This is a genomic window from Halobacillus sp. HZG1 (genome assembly GCF_035818575.1).
GTDB classification, from domain to species: Bacteria; Bacillota; Bacilli; order Bacillales; family Halobacillaceae; genus Halobacillus; species Halobacillus litoralis.
In genome coordinates, this window is sequence record NZ_JAYLVQ010000066.1 from 18,986 (window position 1) to 35,143 (window position 16,158).

General features: G+C 41.4%; 19 protein-coding genes and 1 pseudogene. All 20 read right to left on the reverse strand.

Annotation, left to right across the window (positions count from 1 at the left end; all coding sequences use genetic code 11):
* Nucleotides 1-2: 2 nt before the first annotated feature.
* A complete protein-coding gene (locus tag VKA52_RS12600; RefSeq protein WP_326315885.1) occupies nt 3-347 on the reverse strand; it encodes a hypothetical protein in 345 nt (114 codons plus the stop codon).
* A 214-nt stretch (nt 348-561) separates the two neighbouring features.
* Nucleotides 562-714 (reverse strand): hypothetical protein, encoded by a 153-nt coding sequence (locus VKA52_RS12605; protein ID WP_326315886.1) that lies wholly within the window; start codon nt 712-714, stop codon nt 562-564.
* 30 nt (nt 715-744) lie between these two features.
* Complete coding sequence (locus tag VKA52_RS12610; RefSeq protein WP_326315939.1) at nt 745-2,352, reverse strand: tail fiber domain-containing protein; 1,608 nt, start codon at nt 2,350-2,352, stop codon at nt 745-747.
* A gap of 1,317 nt (nt 2,353-3,669) precedes the next feature.
* Nucleotides 3,670-4,731, reverse strand: a pseudogene (locus VKA52_RS12615) (phage tail spike protein); the annotation flags it as partial.
* 89 nt (nt 4,732-4,820) lie between these two features.
* Nucleotides 4,821-4,970, reverse strand: a complete 150-nt coding sequence (locus tag VKA52_RS12620; RefSeq protein WP_326315887.1) for a hypothetical protein — start codon at nt 4,968-4,970, stop codon at nt 4,821-4,823.
* An 11-nt stretch (nt 4,971-4,981) separates the two neighbouring features.
* Nucleotides 4,982-5,650 carry a hypothetical protein gene (locus tag VKA52_RS12625; RefSeq protein ID WP_326315888.1) on the reverse strand — a complete coding sequence of 223 codons (669 nt, stop codon included), beginning with the start codon at nt 5,648-5,650 and terminating at the stop codon, nt 4,982-4,984.
* Between the two features lie 204 nt (nt 5,651-5,854).
* The gene (locus tag VKA52_RS12630; protein ID WP_326315889.1) at nt 5,855-6,091 is read right to left on the reverse strand and encodes a hypothetical protein; all 237 of its coding nucleotides are present in this window, start codon (nt 6,089-6,091) and stop codon (nt 5,855-5,857) included.
* Between the two features lie 106 nt (nt 6,092-6,197).
* Nucleotides 6,198-7,697 carry a distal tail protein Dit gene (locus tag VKA52_RS12635; protein WP_326315890.1) on the reverse strand — a complete coding sequence of 500 codons (1,500 nt, stop codon included), beginning with the start codon at nt 7,695-7,697 and terminating at the stop codon, nt 6,198-6,200.
* 13 nt (nt 7,698-7,710) lie between these two features.
* Complete coding sequence (locus VKA52_RS12640) at nt 7,711-10,329, reverse strand: phage tail protein (RefSeq protein ID WP_326315891.1); 2,619 nt, start codon at nt 10,327-10,329, stop codon at nt 7,711-7,713.
* A gap of 4 nt (nt 10,330-10,333) precedes the next feature.
* Nucleotides 10,334-10,657 (reverse strand): hypothetical protein, encoded by a 324-nt coding sequence (locus VKA52_RS12645; RefSeq protein WP_326315892.1) that lies wholly within the window; start codon nt 10,655-10,657, stop codon nt 10,334-10,336.
* Nucleotides 10,658-10,698: 41 nt separating this feature from the next.
* Nucleotides 10,699-11,088, reverse strand: coding sequence for a tail assembly chaperone (locus tag VKA52_RS12650; RefSeq protein WP_326315893.1), 390 nt, complete (start codon nt 11,086-11,088; stop codon nt 10,699-10,701).
* A 61-nt stretch (nt 11,089-11,149) separates the two neighbouring features.
* A complete protein-coding gene (locus VKA52_RS12655) occupies nt 11,150-11,698 on the reverse strand; it encodes a phage major tail protein, TP901-1 family (RefSeq protein WP_326315894.1) in 549 nt (182 codons plus the stop codon).
* A gap of 11 nt (nt 11,699-11,709) precedes the next feature.
* Nucleotides 11,710-12,099 carry a hypothetical protein gene (locus tag VKA52_RS12660; protein WP_326315895.1) on the reverse strand — a complete coding sequence of 130 codons (390 nt, stop codon included), beginning with the start codon at nt 12,097-12,099 and terminating at the stop codon, nt 11,710-11,712.
* 8 nt (nt 12,100-12,107) lie between these two features.
* On the reverse strand, nt 12,108-12,455 hold the full coding sequence (locus VKA52_RS12665; RefSeq protein WP_326315896.1) for an HK97-gp10 family putative phage morphogenesis protein: 348 nt from the start codon (nt 12,453-12,455) through the stop codon (nt 12,108-12,110).
* Entirely contained in the window at nt 12,446-12,757 is a 312-nt protein-coding gene (locus tag VKA52_RS12670; protein ID WP_326315897.1) for a hypothetical protein, read from the reverse strand. The genes VKA52_RS12665 and VKA52_RS12670 overlap by 10 nt, the downstream gene beginning before the upstream one ends.
* Nucleotides 12,757-13,092, reverse strand: a complete 336-nt coding sequence (locus VKA52_RS12675) for a phage head-tail connector protein (RefSeq protein WP_326315898.1) — start codon at nt 13,090-13,092, stop codon at nt 12,757-12,759. The genes VKA52_RS12670 and VKA52_RS12675 overlap by 1 nt, the downstream gene beginning before the upstream one ends.
* 4 nt (nt 13,093-13,096) lie before the next feature.
* Nucleotides 13,097-13,414 carry a hypothetical protein gene (locus VKA52_RS12680; RefSeq protein WP_326315899.1) on the reverse strand — a complete coding sequence of 106 codons (318 nt, stop codon included), beginning with the start codon at nt 13,412-13,414 and terminating at the stop codon, nt 13,097-13,099.
* Nucleotides 13,415-13,434: 20 nt separating this feature from the next.
* Nucleotides 13,435-14,376 carry a phage major capsid protein gene (locus tag VKA52_RS12685; protein ID WP_326315900.1) on the reverse strand — a complete coding sequence of 314 codons (942 nt, stop codon included), beginning with the start codon at nt 14,374-14,376 and terminating at the stop codon, nt 13,435-13,437.
* Nucleotides 14,377-14,396: 20 nt separating this feature from the next.
* Complete coding sequence (locus VKA52_RS12690) at nt 14,397-15,017, reverse strand: DUF4355 domain-containing protein (RefSeq protein WP_326315901.1); 621 nt, start codon at nt 15,015-15,017, stop codon at nt 14,397-14,399.
* Between the two features lie 184 nt (nt 15,018-15,201).
* The gene (locus VKA52_RS12695) at nt 15,202-16,155 is read right to left on the reverse strand and encodes a minor capsid protein (protein ID WP_326315902.1); all 954 of its coding nucleotides are present in this window, start codon (nt 16,153-16,155) and stop codon (nt 15,202-15,204) included.
* Nucleotides 16,156-16,158: the final 3 nt, after the last annotated feature.

The following is a 16,158-nucleotide window of genomic DNA, read 5'->3' on the forward strand; positions in this document are numbered from 1 at the left end:
AGTTATCCTCCTATTGAGATGTAGTTAGATAGGAATACAATGATTGAAATAACCACGGCAATCCATGCTGGAAGGTTCCGTTGCCAATTATCCTTTTCTTTAATGATGCGTTCTACATCATCCTGATCTGCTTTTGTATCCATTTTGTTGTTCCAATCTTTAATAGCTTTTTCATTTCTAGTAGATCTTGCATCTGCTTCTTTGGCAGTGTCGTGTGCCGCATCCACCTTCTGCTTCATATCGAGGACATTGTCTAGCTTTTCCGTTTGCTTAGCTAAAGCCACTTTCACATCCATGAGTACATTCATGAATTTTTCCATGTCCTCCACTTCCTTCTGCTCTGTCATGCTTGTCCCCCTTCTAATGAACACATACGATAAAACTTTATTTGTGTAAATATTTTGTAAATAACGATATAAAGTAGTGGTAATATTTAACTACTTCGTGCATAATCAATTTAGCTCAGCCCTGCTGTGTGGAAGTTGGAATCTTCTTGTGTCTGAGCCTTGGTGGAGTGACTTTCTTGGGTAGGTCACTCCTTTTTTTCACAAAAAAATACGCCTAATTGGCGTTTTCTTCTCCTTCTAATTCATTTACTCTCCGCAACAAAGCATTCTTCTCAGCTAAGAGAATAGCTTTCTCGTGCTCCAGAACTGCAATCCGCCCACTGAGATGTGCATTCACTTCACTCTGGTTGAATTGTAACCCCTTCAAATTACCCCTCCTAAATAAAAAGCAGCCATGTTATTTATTTGCTTGCTCTATTTTTTCAATTCTCGCTACAAGCTCTTGAAAGCCTTTCCCTATCGCATTCAGGTAGTTCGATTGATTAATGCCACCACTGAAGCCTTCATCGGCAGCTCTTGTTATTTCTGGGAAGACTTCCTTTGCTTGTTCATAAACCAATCCTATTTTCTCATCCGTCTCTGCATCGATATAGTTAAAGTTAACCACTTCTAAGGCCATGAGCTTTTCCGTTACGCTTGAAGCCGGGACGATATTGTCTTTTATTTCTTCACTTGATCCAACGACAAAGTCAGAGCCTACAAATATCCCGTACCCGGTGTCTGAGCCGTTTCTTGCTTGTACCTGCGGAGTGCTACTAGATGAACCATTTAACAATTTCACAGACGTCCTTGGACCTGCATCAATAACTCGGTGGTTGTTATCGGTTGTGTCGACTTTCAAACTAAATGCAAGCTCTCCAGCATTATAGATTTCTGTAGATGTTGTGTTTATCTTCAAGTAGTTGGATGTGTTTGTAATTGCTCTAAAAAATCCCCCTTCCGTATTGATATACGGGCCGTTGGTGAAGTGTATCTTGGGAGAATGGACTCTTAAACCTCCAATGTTTACTAATGACTTGGAAACCGCTCCGTCGCCATAAAAAGAAAATTCACTTCCGTAAGATGTTCCGTTGTATGAAGGGTTAGCGTCATCAAAGGATATCTTCACATCCCCTGAACCGAATTCGTCATTCTCAATCCAAAAGTCTGTAACACCTAGCCCTAGCTCCAAGCGGCCTGCCGAAAGCCTAAGCGTATCTCCTAAATAAATTTCACCTATGCCTGATGATCCTCCTCCGGATATGTTATACCCAATAAGATTAGGCATACCATATGGATCCGGGTCTTGTTCCGGTTCGAAGATGATCCTCTTCGTGCTTGCCGAATCCCCAGGATCACCGATGAATATCGCTTCCCCTACCCCGAGGTTCGTACCAACATTTATAAAGGTATCTGTTTTGATATTACCTGCGGTCACGTCTCCCAGGTTGGCAGACAAGGCAGAAAGTGACGCTACACTGATTTGATTGGCTGTAATGCTGTTTGTGTATATTTTTCCGCCGTTTATCAGTGTCGAGTTCGGATACTGCCATAACTCCGTGCTGGCCGCGGCTCTATCTGCAATGTCTTGTACTGTAGTATTTAGCTGGCAGCTACGCTCATATACTCCGTAACCCGTAGGTATGGCGGTTGTTTTTCGCCAGTCAACGCCTACCCACCCGCTGTCTTGAATATTGTCGGTTATATACAGATGGACCTCCGGGTTTCTTTCTGTGTAGGGCACATATACTTCCAGGTAAACCTCGTCATAAGTTCCATTGTATAAAATTCTTAATCTATCGAATGAATATCGAGAATATACAGCAGCTGTCGTTACAGCGACAAAAGGGTTGTTCCCATAATGAACAGCCGCTTCAAAGGATACGGTTTGATGGTGGCTGCTCGTTGTGTCTTTCAAAAGGAATTTACCGAAAGCTCTATTTCCTGTGTTCATTGCTACTCTATACCATGCTCCTGTTTCCGATGACGGTATCACGGCGTACTGGTAATAGTTTTTACTTATCATTCTAAATTCCGCACCAAATGTCGTGCCTGAATTTACTTCGTTCGGACCTTGAGAGCCTTCCGGTCCTTCTGGCCCCGTTGGACCCTGGGGACCTGTTGGACCCCGGTCACCTTTGGGACCCGTTGGACCCGTGTCACCTTTGGGACCTGTTGAACCTGTGTTCCCTTGAGGGCCTTGTGGGCCAGTCTCGCCTTTTATTTTCGTCCACTTATAAGCAGGTGGACTTGTTGAGTCAGCCTGTGTGAAATCGGTGTACTGGCCTATATACAACTTTCCTGTTGAATCTGTTGTGCTGAAACCACTTGTCCCGGTCGAATTGTTAGCATACGCCACATGAAGATAAGACGTTCTACCATCATCCCCCGTGGGTCCTGGCACACCTTGATTCCCTTGCAATCCCTTTACTTTTGTCCAATTATAAACAGACGGGTTAGTTGAGTCTGTAGGGTTGCTATCTACATACATCCCTATATAATCTCGGTCCGAGTTCGATACAGAAAAGTTACTCGTTCCGTCTGTGCTGTCCGCGTAGGCAATGTGTGTATAAGATGGCTGCCCATCCTCACCGGGAGGACCTTGAATACCTTGATCACCTTGTGGACCTTGTAGCCCTCTTTCACCTTGTGAACCCTGAGGGCCTTGATCACCTTTTTCACCTTTGATTTTCGCCCAGGTGTAGGCTACCGGGTCCGCCCCCTCTGCAGGTGTGCTTTTATTGTATCCTAGTCCTATATATTCTTTACCGGTCGGGTCGTCGGACATATTAGTACCTATTGCGTCGTCCGCGTACTTTATCCAGGTGTACTTTTCTCTACCATCCTCACCAGGCGGCCCTTGTACCCCCTGGTCACCTTCCCATTGAGAAAAGGTGTAGTACGATGGATCATTGGATTCGCCGGATGTCAGCTTATTATAAGCGATGCCGATGAACTTTTTTCCTTCAGGAGTTTCAGATAGTCCGTTGCCGTACACATCATCAGCAAATTTAATCCAAGTATATAATGTTTGACCGTCTTCCCCTGGCGGCCCCGGTACACCCTGAGGTCCACTCGGACCCGGCTTCCACTCTTCTGCTTCAAAATCATAGGAATACCATACATCTTCTTCACCAGAGGTGTTGATCCAAACAGCATTCTTGTCTGAAGGTGGAGTGTTTGACCGGATTTTCTTGGGTTCTGCGTATTGTCGGAGCTTTTCATCAGTAACTTTCTTGGATACTTCTTTTTGTAACTGCCTCCAAATCGAAAAGACTTGATCTTGGGTGTACTCAATATACTCACCAACTTCAACCTCAACAGGACCATCCTGTTTTACGGATTCTTTCATAATGTACACACGTGCTTCCAAATAAAGAGGAGGGCTGAATTTCTCATCCTTAATTCGGATAGTATCACCAAAATGTAAGTCTACTGCTTCTACTCCAGAACTTTTGGCGAGAGCTTCAATTTTTGCTGAATACTTAACGTTACTGTTTACTCGTCTTTCAAGCTCATTTTCAGTCAGTTCAATTAATCTTTCTTCAGTCATATTCTGATCCGTTGATTCTGGATAATAAGCTTCAATTAAGTGATTCCCTCGATTACCCCATCGCTGTAGAGCATCATCATCACTCAAGAATATCGTCTTTCGATTCCCTTCTTCATCTGCTGGAGCAACTCCAACAAGAGCTGTTACAATCCCTCGCTTGTTCTCATGTCTCTCAATTCCTTGAAGGTTATGTCCAAGAGTAGCTTCATACCCTTCCCAGGATCCAATATGCTTAACTAAGTCAACATAACGACCAATGACCTTTAATCCATCAGTCTCAACTCTGAAATTCAATTCTAACTTGAATTCATTCGCTATTTTCCGTAGGTAATGGAGGGGGTTTGTGTGTTCTTCAAAAGTAAAAGATCGCACACCGTCGAAGTCAACCTGACCTATCTTCCACTCTGTCCCTACAACGGATGCATTCGCATGTTGTTCTGCAGTAAGTGCCCCCGTAACCTGTGGATCAATGATTTTTTGCTTTTTAATCTCAACATAACTGGCCGATGTATAAGCGATGAGTTTATGAGATCCATCAGTGCCCATATAAGGTTTGTTTTCTTCTACTATGAATTCTGAATAACCTGGACTCTTCTTGTTTGGAATCAGGATAAGGTTACGATCTCGCAGGTGTTGAGAATAGGACCGGTCGGAAAAGGTTTCGAAATCCCAAGTATCCTGCTGATTTTTCAAATGACGGATTCGCTCGTCACCCCAGTACTCATCCTCACCCAAGTAATCAAGCAACTTTCCTGATTGGCAGTCAAATATATGGATGATTGTTTCATATCGATATCGATCCTCTTGCTTGTCCTTGGGTGTCTGTGTTTGGCTCATAAACTTCACCTCCATTAAAAAAGAGCCCTGAAAAGGGCTCTAAAAGCACTGATATATTTCATGTAGGAACTTAAAAAGGAGCCTTCCTAATGGGAAGATTTCCTTTATTCATGTAATTCTTTAAAGAGAAGTTCACCTTCCTTGCTCCAATACTGCGTTACTTCCTTGAAAGGAACTCCTCTTCCATCTCCCTCAACCACAATCACTTTTATTAGTTCTACAAATTGCGCTTGTTTACAATTGGAGCTTTCCAACACACACCCTCCTAACTCATTTCACTTAAATATTTTTTCCCCGCTATATCCATGGAAATAAAATATACCGTAACATCAATGAGCTTCTTTAAGTCCTTCACGTCCTTATCTTCCCATTTTCTTGTATAATGGGCCTCGTCATTACCTATCCAAGTAGCTCTTCGAGAAATTTCTTTAATATTTTGATTATCCAGCTTATTTATACATTGATTCAGGGGCATGTTTAATATTCTTTCTGCATCTTCCTCTTCTAAAAAAACAAGGTAGTCTTTTATTAAAAATTCAATCGCTTTTCTATAACCTATCCCCGCTATAAGCTCAAGATTATTTTGTTCTGCTTGAAAAGCTTGATTATATATATTAATAAAATTCTGAGAGACCTCTTTAATCTCATCGCTAAACTCCTTCCCTATTGGAGTGACTGGCGCTATTTTTGCAAGTTCAAATACATCTTGCGGGGTTTGCCTCTCATAGTAACCTATAATTAACCTGTTACATTTTACATTTGTACATTGAAACACTAACTCAAGGTTTAAAGTTTTTCCGTCTCCCCGTATAAATGCCCCGGATATAAATACAGGATCGATATCCTTGTGACAATGTCCACACTCACTTGGATAGGTGGGAACTCTAAATTGATGGTTAGATCTTTGAAAATGAACACTAACTTCTCTCGACATAGTTAAACCTCCTCCTGACGTTATCATTCGACAAGAAGGGGTTCTTTCCTGTCATATGTTTAGTTATTTTTTACATTTATTTCAGCAAAAGACAGATCTGGATCCCTTTTGATAATCTGAGGTATTTTCCACCCCTCCATTCAAAAAAAAACCACCCAAAAGGTGGCTTTCCATATCTAAGTGACGATGTCCGTTTGTCGAGTATTAGATCATGTCTATTTCATTAGTATCCAAATCAATTAATTTATCATCTACATTTAAGAGACTGGCTATTCTTCTCGATAGACCTCTATCCACATCCACCAGCCGACCTACAAGATTGTGTTTCTCAACTAATTTCTCAACTCGATCTTTTTCCTGAGCATCTTTCAAGTTTACTGTTACATCAGAAATCATAAAATAATCGTCTTCGTAAGAGTGATCCATTAGAACTTCTATCATTTAATATACCACCTTTTTATTTTTAGTATATCAAATGATACGCATAAACCTATATAAATGTCAGTCTACTGTGAATTTTAAAATCCCTGCATCTCCATCACCTCATTTATCGATAAGTAGGATTCCACTTCACAACTCCTTTGACATCTCCTTTCGGGAGCACGGATACGATGTTGTATCCTGGTGGCAAAGAAAAATGGCGAGCCCCTAAGTTCTTTAGATCCTTGCGAATCTCCCCATTAATGAAGATTTCTTTAGTTCTATGGTTGAAGACAATTTTGTCGCCCGGCCCAGCAATATAAGGAACCCCTGTAGACTGTTGATTAATTTTCTCCACTCTAACTGAATCAATACCTTGCATGGGGGCTTGATATGTTCCATTCTGCGAAGTATGGAGGACAATTTGTGCTAAGTCAGCTGTGAACTTTCCTTCATTGTCATCCCATTCTCTAGTTCGACTCGCAGTGTGTAGCCCTTCATCATTCATACGAGCAATATAGGCCGTCCAGTGCTTGCCATCCCTTTCAATTCGAAGAACGCCCTCGAAATCATTCCACTCCCACCCTTTATCACCTGCTTCTGCAATTAAAAAATGGTTTGTGGATCCTCCACCCGCTCTTACTTCACCAAAAGATTGTTTCTTACCTCCAAGGATGTCTTTCATCGCCAGTTTGAAGAGCTGATTTCCATGAACATCTAAACCATAAATTTCGAGTCGTCCGATGTCCTTTGCCTCTGTATTTCTAAATGTCACTTTGGCTTCTACCCGAAAATCGGTAATTGCGTTACTTAGGCCTTGCTTAATTGCTGGACCATGCCAAGAAGAACCTACACCATAATCAACAGTTTGAAAGCGATAGCCATTGCTTTTCATTTCTCCAGCAATTGTGCCGTTGACTTCACCTGCATTTGCCGATGCCCACCCAGTCAAGCTCGATGCATCTTCAAACAAGACATTCTCATACTTTTCATACTCTTGGTTTTCTATATCGTATGGCTGTCCTATCATCATATACTCGCTATCGTCTTTAGCAACCAGGGCATATGTGAGTTTATTCAATACTTCCAATTCGAAGATAGGTTTTGTATTGGCGGTTCCTTCAATAAACACTGTCGTTGCATCTGTACTAGATAAATAAGCTTCGTCCTCTTCTCCGTATTTAACAGGGTTAGAACATAAAAAAGTAATCTTACCAATTAAAGTATTACTATCTTCTTCAGGGACATCATGCACACTTAATGTGGCATAAAAGTACTTATCCTCATCCGTAAATATCAACTGTTTCTGATACCCTTGCAACAATTGATTTAAATCATTATATCTATTTCTCAAACCTTCATTTGTTTTATCCTCAATTTGATACTTAACTTCTAGTGTCCTCTCGCTTAATGTAGTACCTTCAGTTTCCAATAACCCATCCATACCAGCCACTTCTTGAGTATTAATTCGGTTGTTAACATTAGACCTTCCTTTGACAGTGAGTGTTTGAAAGCTTCCAGTCTCATTAGTTAGCATTTGATCTAAATTAGCACCATTAAAGATTGTTTGTATAGAAGAAGAGGCACTTCTTGTACCTCTCTCTGATAAATCTACAAATTCATACAATACTGTGCCTCCTCTATGCGAAATTCCGATTTAACTCTTCTCTCAATTCCTGTTCATTGGTGATGTCTTCAACAAAAGCTCGGTAGCTACTTCTGCCAATTGTTAATTGGATATTAGCAGGTTGTTTATCGCGATACTCCACACTAGCACTAACGGCACTTTTAACTTTAGATGCGCTGTTCTTCTTTAGCTTCCTCAAACTTGATGAGATTTTTGTTGTTTGAAGTGTAGGAGTTATAGTCATGTCCTTCTCTTTAGGTGTAATCGCTCCAGCCATTTCCTTCGCCCTCTTAGCGATTTTAGGAAGCATCTTTCCAGCACCTACGACCATCCCTTCCCCTGTGAACTCGCCTAATCGAGTCGTAACTTTGGAAGGAGAAGCAATTCCTAATTTTTTCTTGAGCCAATTAGGAACTAAGTCCGCTGCTCTTGAAATCATCCTCTTAATCGAACCAAACATGGAACTAATACCATTAAGCAATCCTTGAATAATATCTCTACCCATTTGTGTAAGATCAATGTTAGAGAAAAAAGACTCGATGTTACGCCAGATATTCTTTCCGATTTGTTCTATTGCTTGCCAGGCGCCTGACCAGTCACCTCGCAGTATAGCTAGTCCTGCCTCAAAGAGACCTAGTAAAATGTCTATCCCTGTTGAAACAATGGTTTTTATAAGGGACCATGTTACCTTCACAGTGTTAGACAATATGGGCCAGATTGCTTGAAAGACCCCAAGAATGGCGGACATTACCGTTTGAATCACCGATAGGACTAATTGAAAATATTTTTTTGTTAAGCTAGAAATTTGAGCGCCGTTTTCATCCCAAAAACCACGGAATTTTTTCAGCTGAGAACCTACAAAAGTAACGACCGCAGATACAACCGAAGTCACGACTTGTTGTATAAAGGACAGCGCGGTCGAAAATGAAGACTGGATAGCAGCCCAAGTTTGATGAACCATTTGGCGGAACCAATTAAACCGATTGTACATCATCACAAATAAAGCGATTAAGCCAGTGAATACCGCAATAGCTATACCAACAGGGCCTGTTACGGCTAAAAAGGCCGTGCGCAGCTTCGTCATTAAAGGTAGAACGCCATTCACCCTCGTGAACAAGGAAACTAATTTGGCTCCAAGTCCTGAAAAAAGACTAGCTATTGCTACGATGTTAGGAATTAATGCAATTAGCGCCCCACCAAGTAAAGTAGCAATTGCAACGATTTTCCCGATTACCGGATAATTTTCCAACATGGAGTTTGTCCAGCTCAGAATACTATTCGCAATCTCCATCACTTTAGATCCTAATGGAGCTAATGCAATTCCCAGGTTGATGATGAATGATATAACGTTTCCAATAAGAGATATGACCTTCGGGCCGTTCTCTTGGACGTATTGAATAAACTTTTGAAAGCCATCCGATTCCGATATGGCAGCTGACCACTCTCTAAACCTGGCAGCCATAGTGGATAATGACGTAAAGATTAATGCGCTGTTATCGTTGAACGCTACGAGTAAGTTGATAATTCCTTTGAACACATCACCAAAGATTTGTCTGATTACCGGCAAGTTTTCCTTGATGTATTGGATGAATTGTTGGAGCTTTTTCGATTTAGCTACTTTCTCTGTAAAGCTAGCGAATGATCCGCCCATATCTTCGAAGCCTTGAGCCATGAAATCAGTTAATGGACCGAAAGCGACCGTGAGGTTCATAAGACCTTCTATGAAACCGGTAATTCCATTAACTATCTTTTCAAGGATAGGGGCTGCACTTCCATTTAAATAATTAAAGAAACTTTGAGCTGATGATGACTCAAAGAACGTTTTGAAACTTTCTGAGAGTCTGGCGACAGTGTCTGCTATATTGGTGAACATTGGATTTAAAGACTGAATGACCGTCTCTATTCCTTCCATTGCATTACCGAAAGCTACAGCAACTTCAGGTGCAAGGGCTTCCTGGACTTGTCTCCAAGCGTTTTTAAGAGAACCTAACTGCTTAGCTGCTTTGATGTTTTCTTTTGTAGACTCAGCCGTTCCATCAATAATGGATTGGATCGTAGGGGCCGCAGCCGCGCCATAAGCAATGGCCGCACTACCAGCTAACCCGAACGCAGCAGCTAAAGCAACTGCTCCTGATCCAACCACTCCTAATGCATTACCAACAGCCATGATAGCCGGAATCATGGAGGCGATTATTGGTACAAGACTTGATGACACCATAAGACCTAAACCTCTGAAAGTGTTGCCCGCAACCGTATCAAAGGCTTGTATGGAATTAGCTATGCGCCCCATGGTCTTCTGGAATTTATCAATTCTTGCTTCCACCGGGATAACAATTCTTCGGCTTAGAGCTTGTTTAACAGCAATGAGCAGGCCCATTTTACGTTTAGCTTCTGAATCATCGACGCCAACATCAACTTCTGCTTTAGTCTTATTACGCGCAAACAACTTCATCATGTTACGAGCTCTCTTTAAATTCCGCTTCAAAGGCGATGTATCAGCTCCAAGCCTAGCTTCTTTGATGGTTTCAGACTCCCGTTTGAACTTTTCCGTTACGCGTTTTGCAGATTGAATTGCCCGCTTATACTTACTAGCATTCGCCTTTAATTCAGCTTCAATTGAATACTCAGCCATAATTTCACCCCTTTCGACTGTTATGTTGAGCTGCTAATTGAGCAGGTGACAGCTTAGCTGTTGCTACATCCTCTTTCTTTTCTTCAAATGGCTCGTCAATGAGCTTCAATGCCTTTTCATAATCAAAAAAGTCCTCGAACTCCTTGAACACATATTCTTCTTTCGGATTCTTATCCGTCCCGACATTCTTTGTTGCTTTAGCATTGCGAATTAAGAATGCCATTTTATGAAGCTCGTATTCATTGTCGATTTCTTTGTATTCCTGAGCGTAGTATTTATAGTGAAACTCCGATAATGTCATTTGTTCCACATCTCGTAAGCGCTCCATGCCCAATTTCCTCAAAGCATAGATCACAATTTCATCGTAGGTTAAACCGTTTCTAGATTGGTTGGTTTCTCCTTGCTCTCTTGAGTTTCCTTTAGATCGTCTGGAAGAAGACTTCGGGTCATAGGTCGCTTTCCCAGTTCTTCAATAACTTGTTCACCGAACGCTTCAAACCCTGTTTCTTCCGCAATATCATTCAATACCTCTTCCAACTGATCAAACGTTTCGGGGGATTTTTTATCATGTGATGTGGCTGCTTTAATAATCTTAGATAGACCAACGATATTACCTGTTTGCAGTTTGGGAATGAGCATCTCCAGTCCCTCTCCAAGGCTTGCTCCTTCAATTTCAAAGCCTAGTTCACGATCAATTTCTGTTAATGTCCGCAGTCCGAAAACAAGTTGAATTTCTCTTCCGTTAAAGTTAATATGCATATTTCAATTCCACCTTCATTTAAAAATTTCCATAGAAAAAGAGAGAGGTTCTCCCTCTCCCTTATACAGCAGGTTCTTCTGGTGCCAAACCATCGTTAGCTACATCATCGGACAATAGATCATGGAATACATATGATAATGTTTGGAGATCTCCATCCGGTAAGGTCACTTGACCTTTCTGACGTTTTCCCTCAGTCATAAATGTTCCTTCAACTTCCGCATCTCCTTCAGCTGGGTTCGTAGGTTCCCACTCTGTAATATAGCCTTGGCGATACTCAGCATCGAATTTTGTTACAGGTTCAGTCCCGCTATCGTCTACTGTTTTCGTGGCTAAATCGACCTCCCACATTTCCACAGGAAAGTCATCAACAATAGAATCTTCTAGCATACTGAATGTTGGATCGTCTGTAGATTGAAGTGCTGAGATACTCACTTCATCTTCCAGTGTGGATGATCCAGAAACCGAACCGTCTTTGGTTTCTGTTTTTTCGCGCTCACGAGAGTAAGACTTCGAGTGTTCCGTTTGAAATACAAGCTTTGCACCTTCGGCAGCTTCTCCAAGCTTACGGAAGTACAAGACCTTGTGTACGCCTTTCGCAATTTCACTCATGCATGTTCCTCCTAACTTAATTTGTACTCTGCTTCAATTGTTCCATGGAGCAAATTATCCGTAGTAGTGTTATCGAATATCTGGTTGGAATTTAACTCGGTAATTTCCAAGCGGTAGTTTTTAAGTCTTGTTAAATGTCTCAATTTCATTTCCAATTGATAGACTATATCAGTGAACGTGGCGCGGTCATGAGCATACCCCCACACATGCACAGTTTGCCTGACTCTCCCTGTAATGACATCTTTATTATTGATCACGTCATCGCTATTAGTTTCTGCAACAAACACGAATGGATAAGGCAGACTGTCATCACTCGTTGGAGAGTAATCAATAGTCTTATATCCAAGATTTAAAGATGCGGCGAATATCGCGTTAAATAATTGAATTTGTGGTGATAACATTCATCCACCTACTTTACGAGTCGATCAAGATCTTCTTTAAACTTATCTTTTTGCTTGTAATAAGCATCTCTAAGAAACCACGTCGGGTCCATATAACGAGTACCAAAATTGAGATACCCTGCATATTCAGAATCTACAAAGGTTCGATAGTGTAAGCTCCCTAGCTTTTGAGTCCTTGTATTTCTCACGGTATGTCCTGTCCAGTAACCTTTATTGAAACGTGCCCGCCCATTCTGTATGGCCTCTCCAGTCATCTCGATAGTGTTATTTTTTACGATTGTATTCACATCGTCCTCAATGTCTTCTTCCATTCGTTCCAGTTTGGCGAGCAGTGCATCTAAACCGTCTAACTCCATACGCTCACCTCTTCCAAATAAAAAACGCTCTCCGACCGATGTCTTACATGGCGAAGAACGTTATATCTGTTACCACCGATCATGGCCTTATCTGGATTTCCTTTAAAGGGACGTTGAAGCCTTACTGAAGCAACTTCTTTATTTATAGAACCAAATATCGTCTTCACTCTTTCCAAGCTCAAAGGTGAAGTATTACAAGGTAGAATGACTCCGGTATCGACTTGAACTTCGTTCTTCCCTGTTTCGGGGTTATATCCACTACCGACTGTCTTGTGTAAAGTCACACGATCTGCATATCTCATCAGAAAAACATCACCTTCCCAGACCCATCTTGCTTTGGAATGTAAGGCTCTAAAATAGACAAATACGATTTAAAATCGTCCTCACGATAGGTGACAGATCTGCCCTCAATAGCTTCGGACTTCATTCCTTCGCTTCCGAGCTTCTGGAAACGGTTGATAGTCATTTCCTCAATAATAAAAGTAAGCTCAGCCGGTATCTCATCCAGTCCGGCATGTTTTTTCAACCACAGCTTCAAGTGAGACTGTGTATTGTTAATAAGGATAGTTATGACTTGGTCTTGAAGGTCATCATCGATCCCCAAGATTGCTTTTACATTTTGTTTAATAGAGTCCATGAAATCACTTCAATTCTTCTTCAGCTTGAACAGCCTCTTCTTTACCCTGAATCTTTTCACCGTTTGAAAGTTCATACCAGGGTCCTCCCTTGTGTTTAGGAAACTCATTTTCTTGTGGTTGCTTTTCTTCTTCCGGTGATTCTTCTTTAGTCCTTGGTACTTCTTTCACCTTTTCCAATACGGGAGTCTTCACAGCATTATCTTCAGACATCAACTCTTTGAGACGTTCATCAGATACACTACCTCCTGGATAAAACACTCCCTGTCGGTAATGGATTTGAGTATTCTTATCCTTGAATCCTCTAGTTACTTTGTAAGGCATTTACGTTCACCCTTTCTTTATTAAACTGTAGGAGCCGGCATCAACTTAGCAAAGGCATCATCTTTAACAATCATCATCGCCACATCCATCGTGGCACGTAGAGCAACCATTTCACGTTCAAATAAGTTGATTGGTTCACCATCTTGGTCCACGATTGTTGAAATGGTTCCTTCTTCAGCAATCTTGTAAGAAATATCAAAAGGAATACCATAGTGGAGATGATCAAAGTCTCCAGCATAAAGGGTCCCTTTCGGAAGGTTCGATGATTTGAAGTTTACTGCAGGAAGTCCATCAATCCGGTTATTAGACCGATCGTAAATGGATTGTTGCAAGTTCCCTTCTCCGATCGTCGCTTGACGCAAAGCTGTCGCGTTCTGAGCTTTTGATATAAAAGCATTGGCCTCGAAATCGTCATCGAGTAATTGATCCTCCAAAACCAAAATATTGTCTCCTGTAATATCACCTTCAACAACGTGATCTGCAGCTGTTACGGATTGTTCGATGGATTGAGAGAACGGGTTCGATACATTCAAGATACCCGCTTCATCGAATTTTTTATAAAACGCTTCGCTGATTTTCGGGCGCATCTGCTCAAAGAAGTCAGACATGCTATATTGCAGGAACTCACGGGAGACTGGAAGGATAACCCCAAGTTTCTTAGCTTTCATCGTTATCTTCAGCCATTTAGCTTTGGATGTCTGAATACGCTCACCTTCATTGACCCAGTATGCCCCTGGCCCTTCGGCAAAGTAATCGAACTCTTTCTCTTGTTTGTTCATTTCCTCGTAGACACCCAACTGCATGATTTTAGAATTCTGCATCATGTCGTTCATGATTAACGATCCGTATTCTTTTGGTACAGTACCGTCTTTAGAATCGCTCATCATTACGTTGTCTGGGTTAAATGTTTGTTCTGCGAAGTGCTGCAGATTCAATTTTAGATATGGTTTCTTTGTAGTCATTTCAGCATTCCTCCTATTAGTTAAATGATCCGTGCATTCTTGGCCATCTCAGCACGTGATTTGTTACTAGATGATTGACGCTCCTTAAATGACTGACTACCTTCCGGTGGATCCTGTCGCAACTTTTCTTTTACAGCGTCATTAACTGCTTCATCAAATACTTTCTTGATATTAGAGATAGATTCTTTGATCTTTTCGTTATCATCCATTGCAACTAATGAAGCTGCAAAGTCAGTAGGGAGACCTTCTTCTTTAAGGTCACTCTCCACCTCTGTGTGAAGTTGCTTAAGGTTTAGTTGACGCTCTCGATCTTCTAAGTCTTGTAATCGTTTTTGATATTCAGCTTCCTCTTGTTCAGCTTTGGTCATTTTGGCGTATGCTTTAGCATCATTCTTTGCATCTGCCACGGCTTTCTCTTTTTCCTTTTCAAACTCTTTACGCTTGTTGTTGATCGCCGTGTCTACAGCTTTACTGATGGCCGAGTCAACTTCTGACTGAGTAAAGGTCTGGTCTTTGTCGTTATCAGAATTGTCATCGCCGTCATTAGATGTTGGATTTTCTGTGTCGATATTATTGTCCGAGGCATCTTCTGCGAAGAACTGTAGGTTTAATCGATATAACTTACTTTGCAATTCAGTCATTTCCATTCTCCTTATCCCATCCAGTCCCTAACAAATATCTTTTAATTCCATAAAAAAAAGCCCCTTACAGTCCATGACGTCCCGTTTAGTGCTTATCCTAATTAGAACTATTCAGTTATTGCTACAAGCCCAGATAGTATAGTAATTTGTAAGCCTGTTTAACGTCTATTGCTCAAAGACAAATTCAAAGGATATACTTCTCTTTCTCGTCACCAAAGAGTTTATCCCTCCACTCTCCCAAGACCAACATCGTGCCAGATCGGCAGAAAGGATGCATGGGTGGAGCGTTTACTCCTGGCATCATGTCAATCACCTTAAATCGTTTTCCATCAAGGTTCTCACACGTTTCTGAGGTCTTTTTATCGCGCTTTGCTACAAACTCATATTCCTGTTCCTCATCACTTTCAGCTAGTGCCTCGAAAGAAAGTTTCTGAGCATCCGTCTGAACTCGAGCTGTTTCAGTGATCAATAACCTACGAGCCTCAAATGTAGTGACATCAAAACGCTCTCTGATCTTTGCTATGGATCGTTGAGGATGGACCCCTCGAGTGATAGAACTGTTGATGACAACTTCAAGTTCTTCTCTAAGTGCTTTCATATCACTCCAAATTCGGTCGGACCATTTAGCCCCATAAAAAGAAGCTCCCACAATCGATAGGAGCGTTTCCTGAGATATTACGATGTTAGCTCCAATAATACCAGCTTGTCTTGCTACCTCATAAACGCCGGCCTGTTCTAGATAATTTTGGAACACATTAATTTGATCATTGGCCATAGCCACCAAGTGAGCGTTTACCTGCATCATGAGAAGCTCTTGTCGGTTAATGCGCATTTTCGTGTTGTAAGTCATTAGCTCACGGTTTGCCTTCTCACTAAAGTTCTTTTCTCTCACGTATCGTGCAGCAGTTTCTTCAAATGCTTGTACATCCATCTCAGAAACGCGCTTCTTAGCCTCTGTCTTGCTAATCTCATTTTTATCAGCATATTTAGCATAGAATGAGTAAATTTCTTTCTCTGCTTCTCTAAGAGCTTGATTAATGATCTTCTTTAATCGCTCAGCTACCTCAGCATCCTTCATTTGTTCTCTTGTAATGTTGTCCCGCTCGCGCTCTATCCAGTAATCCTTACTGTCAGCCACCTA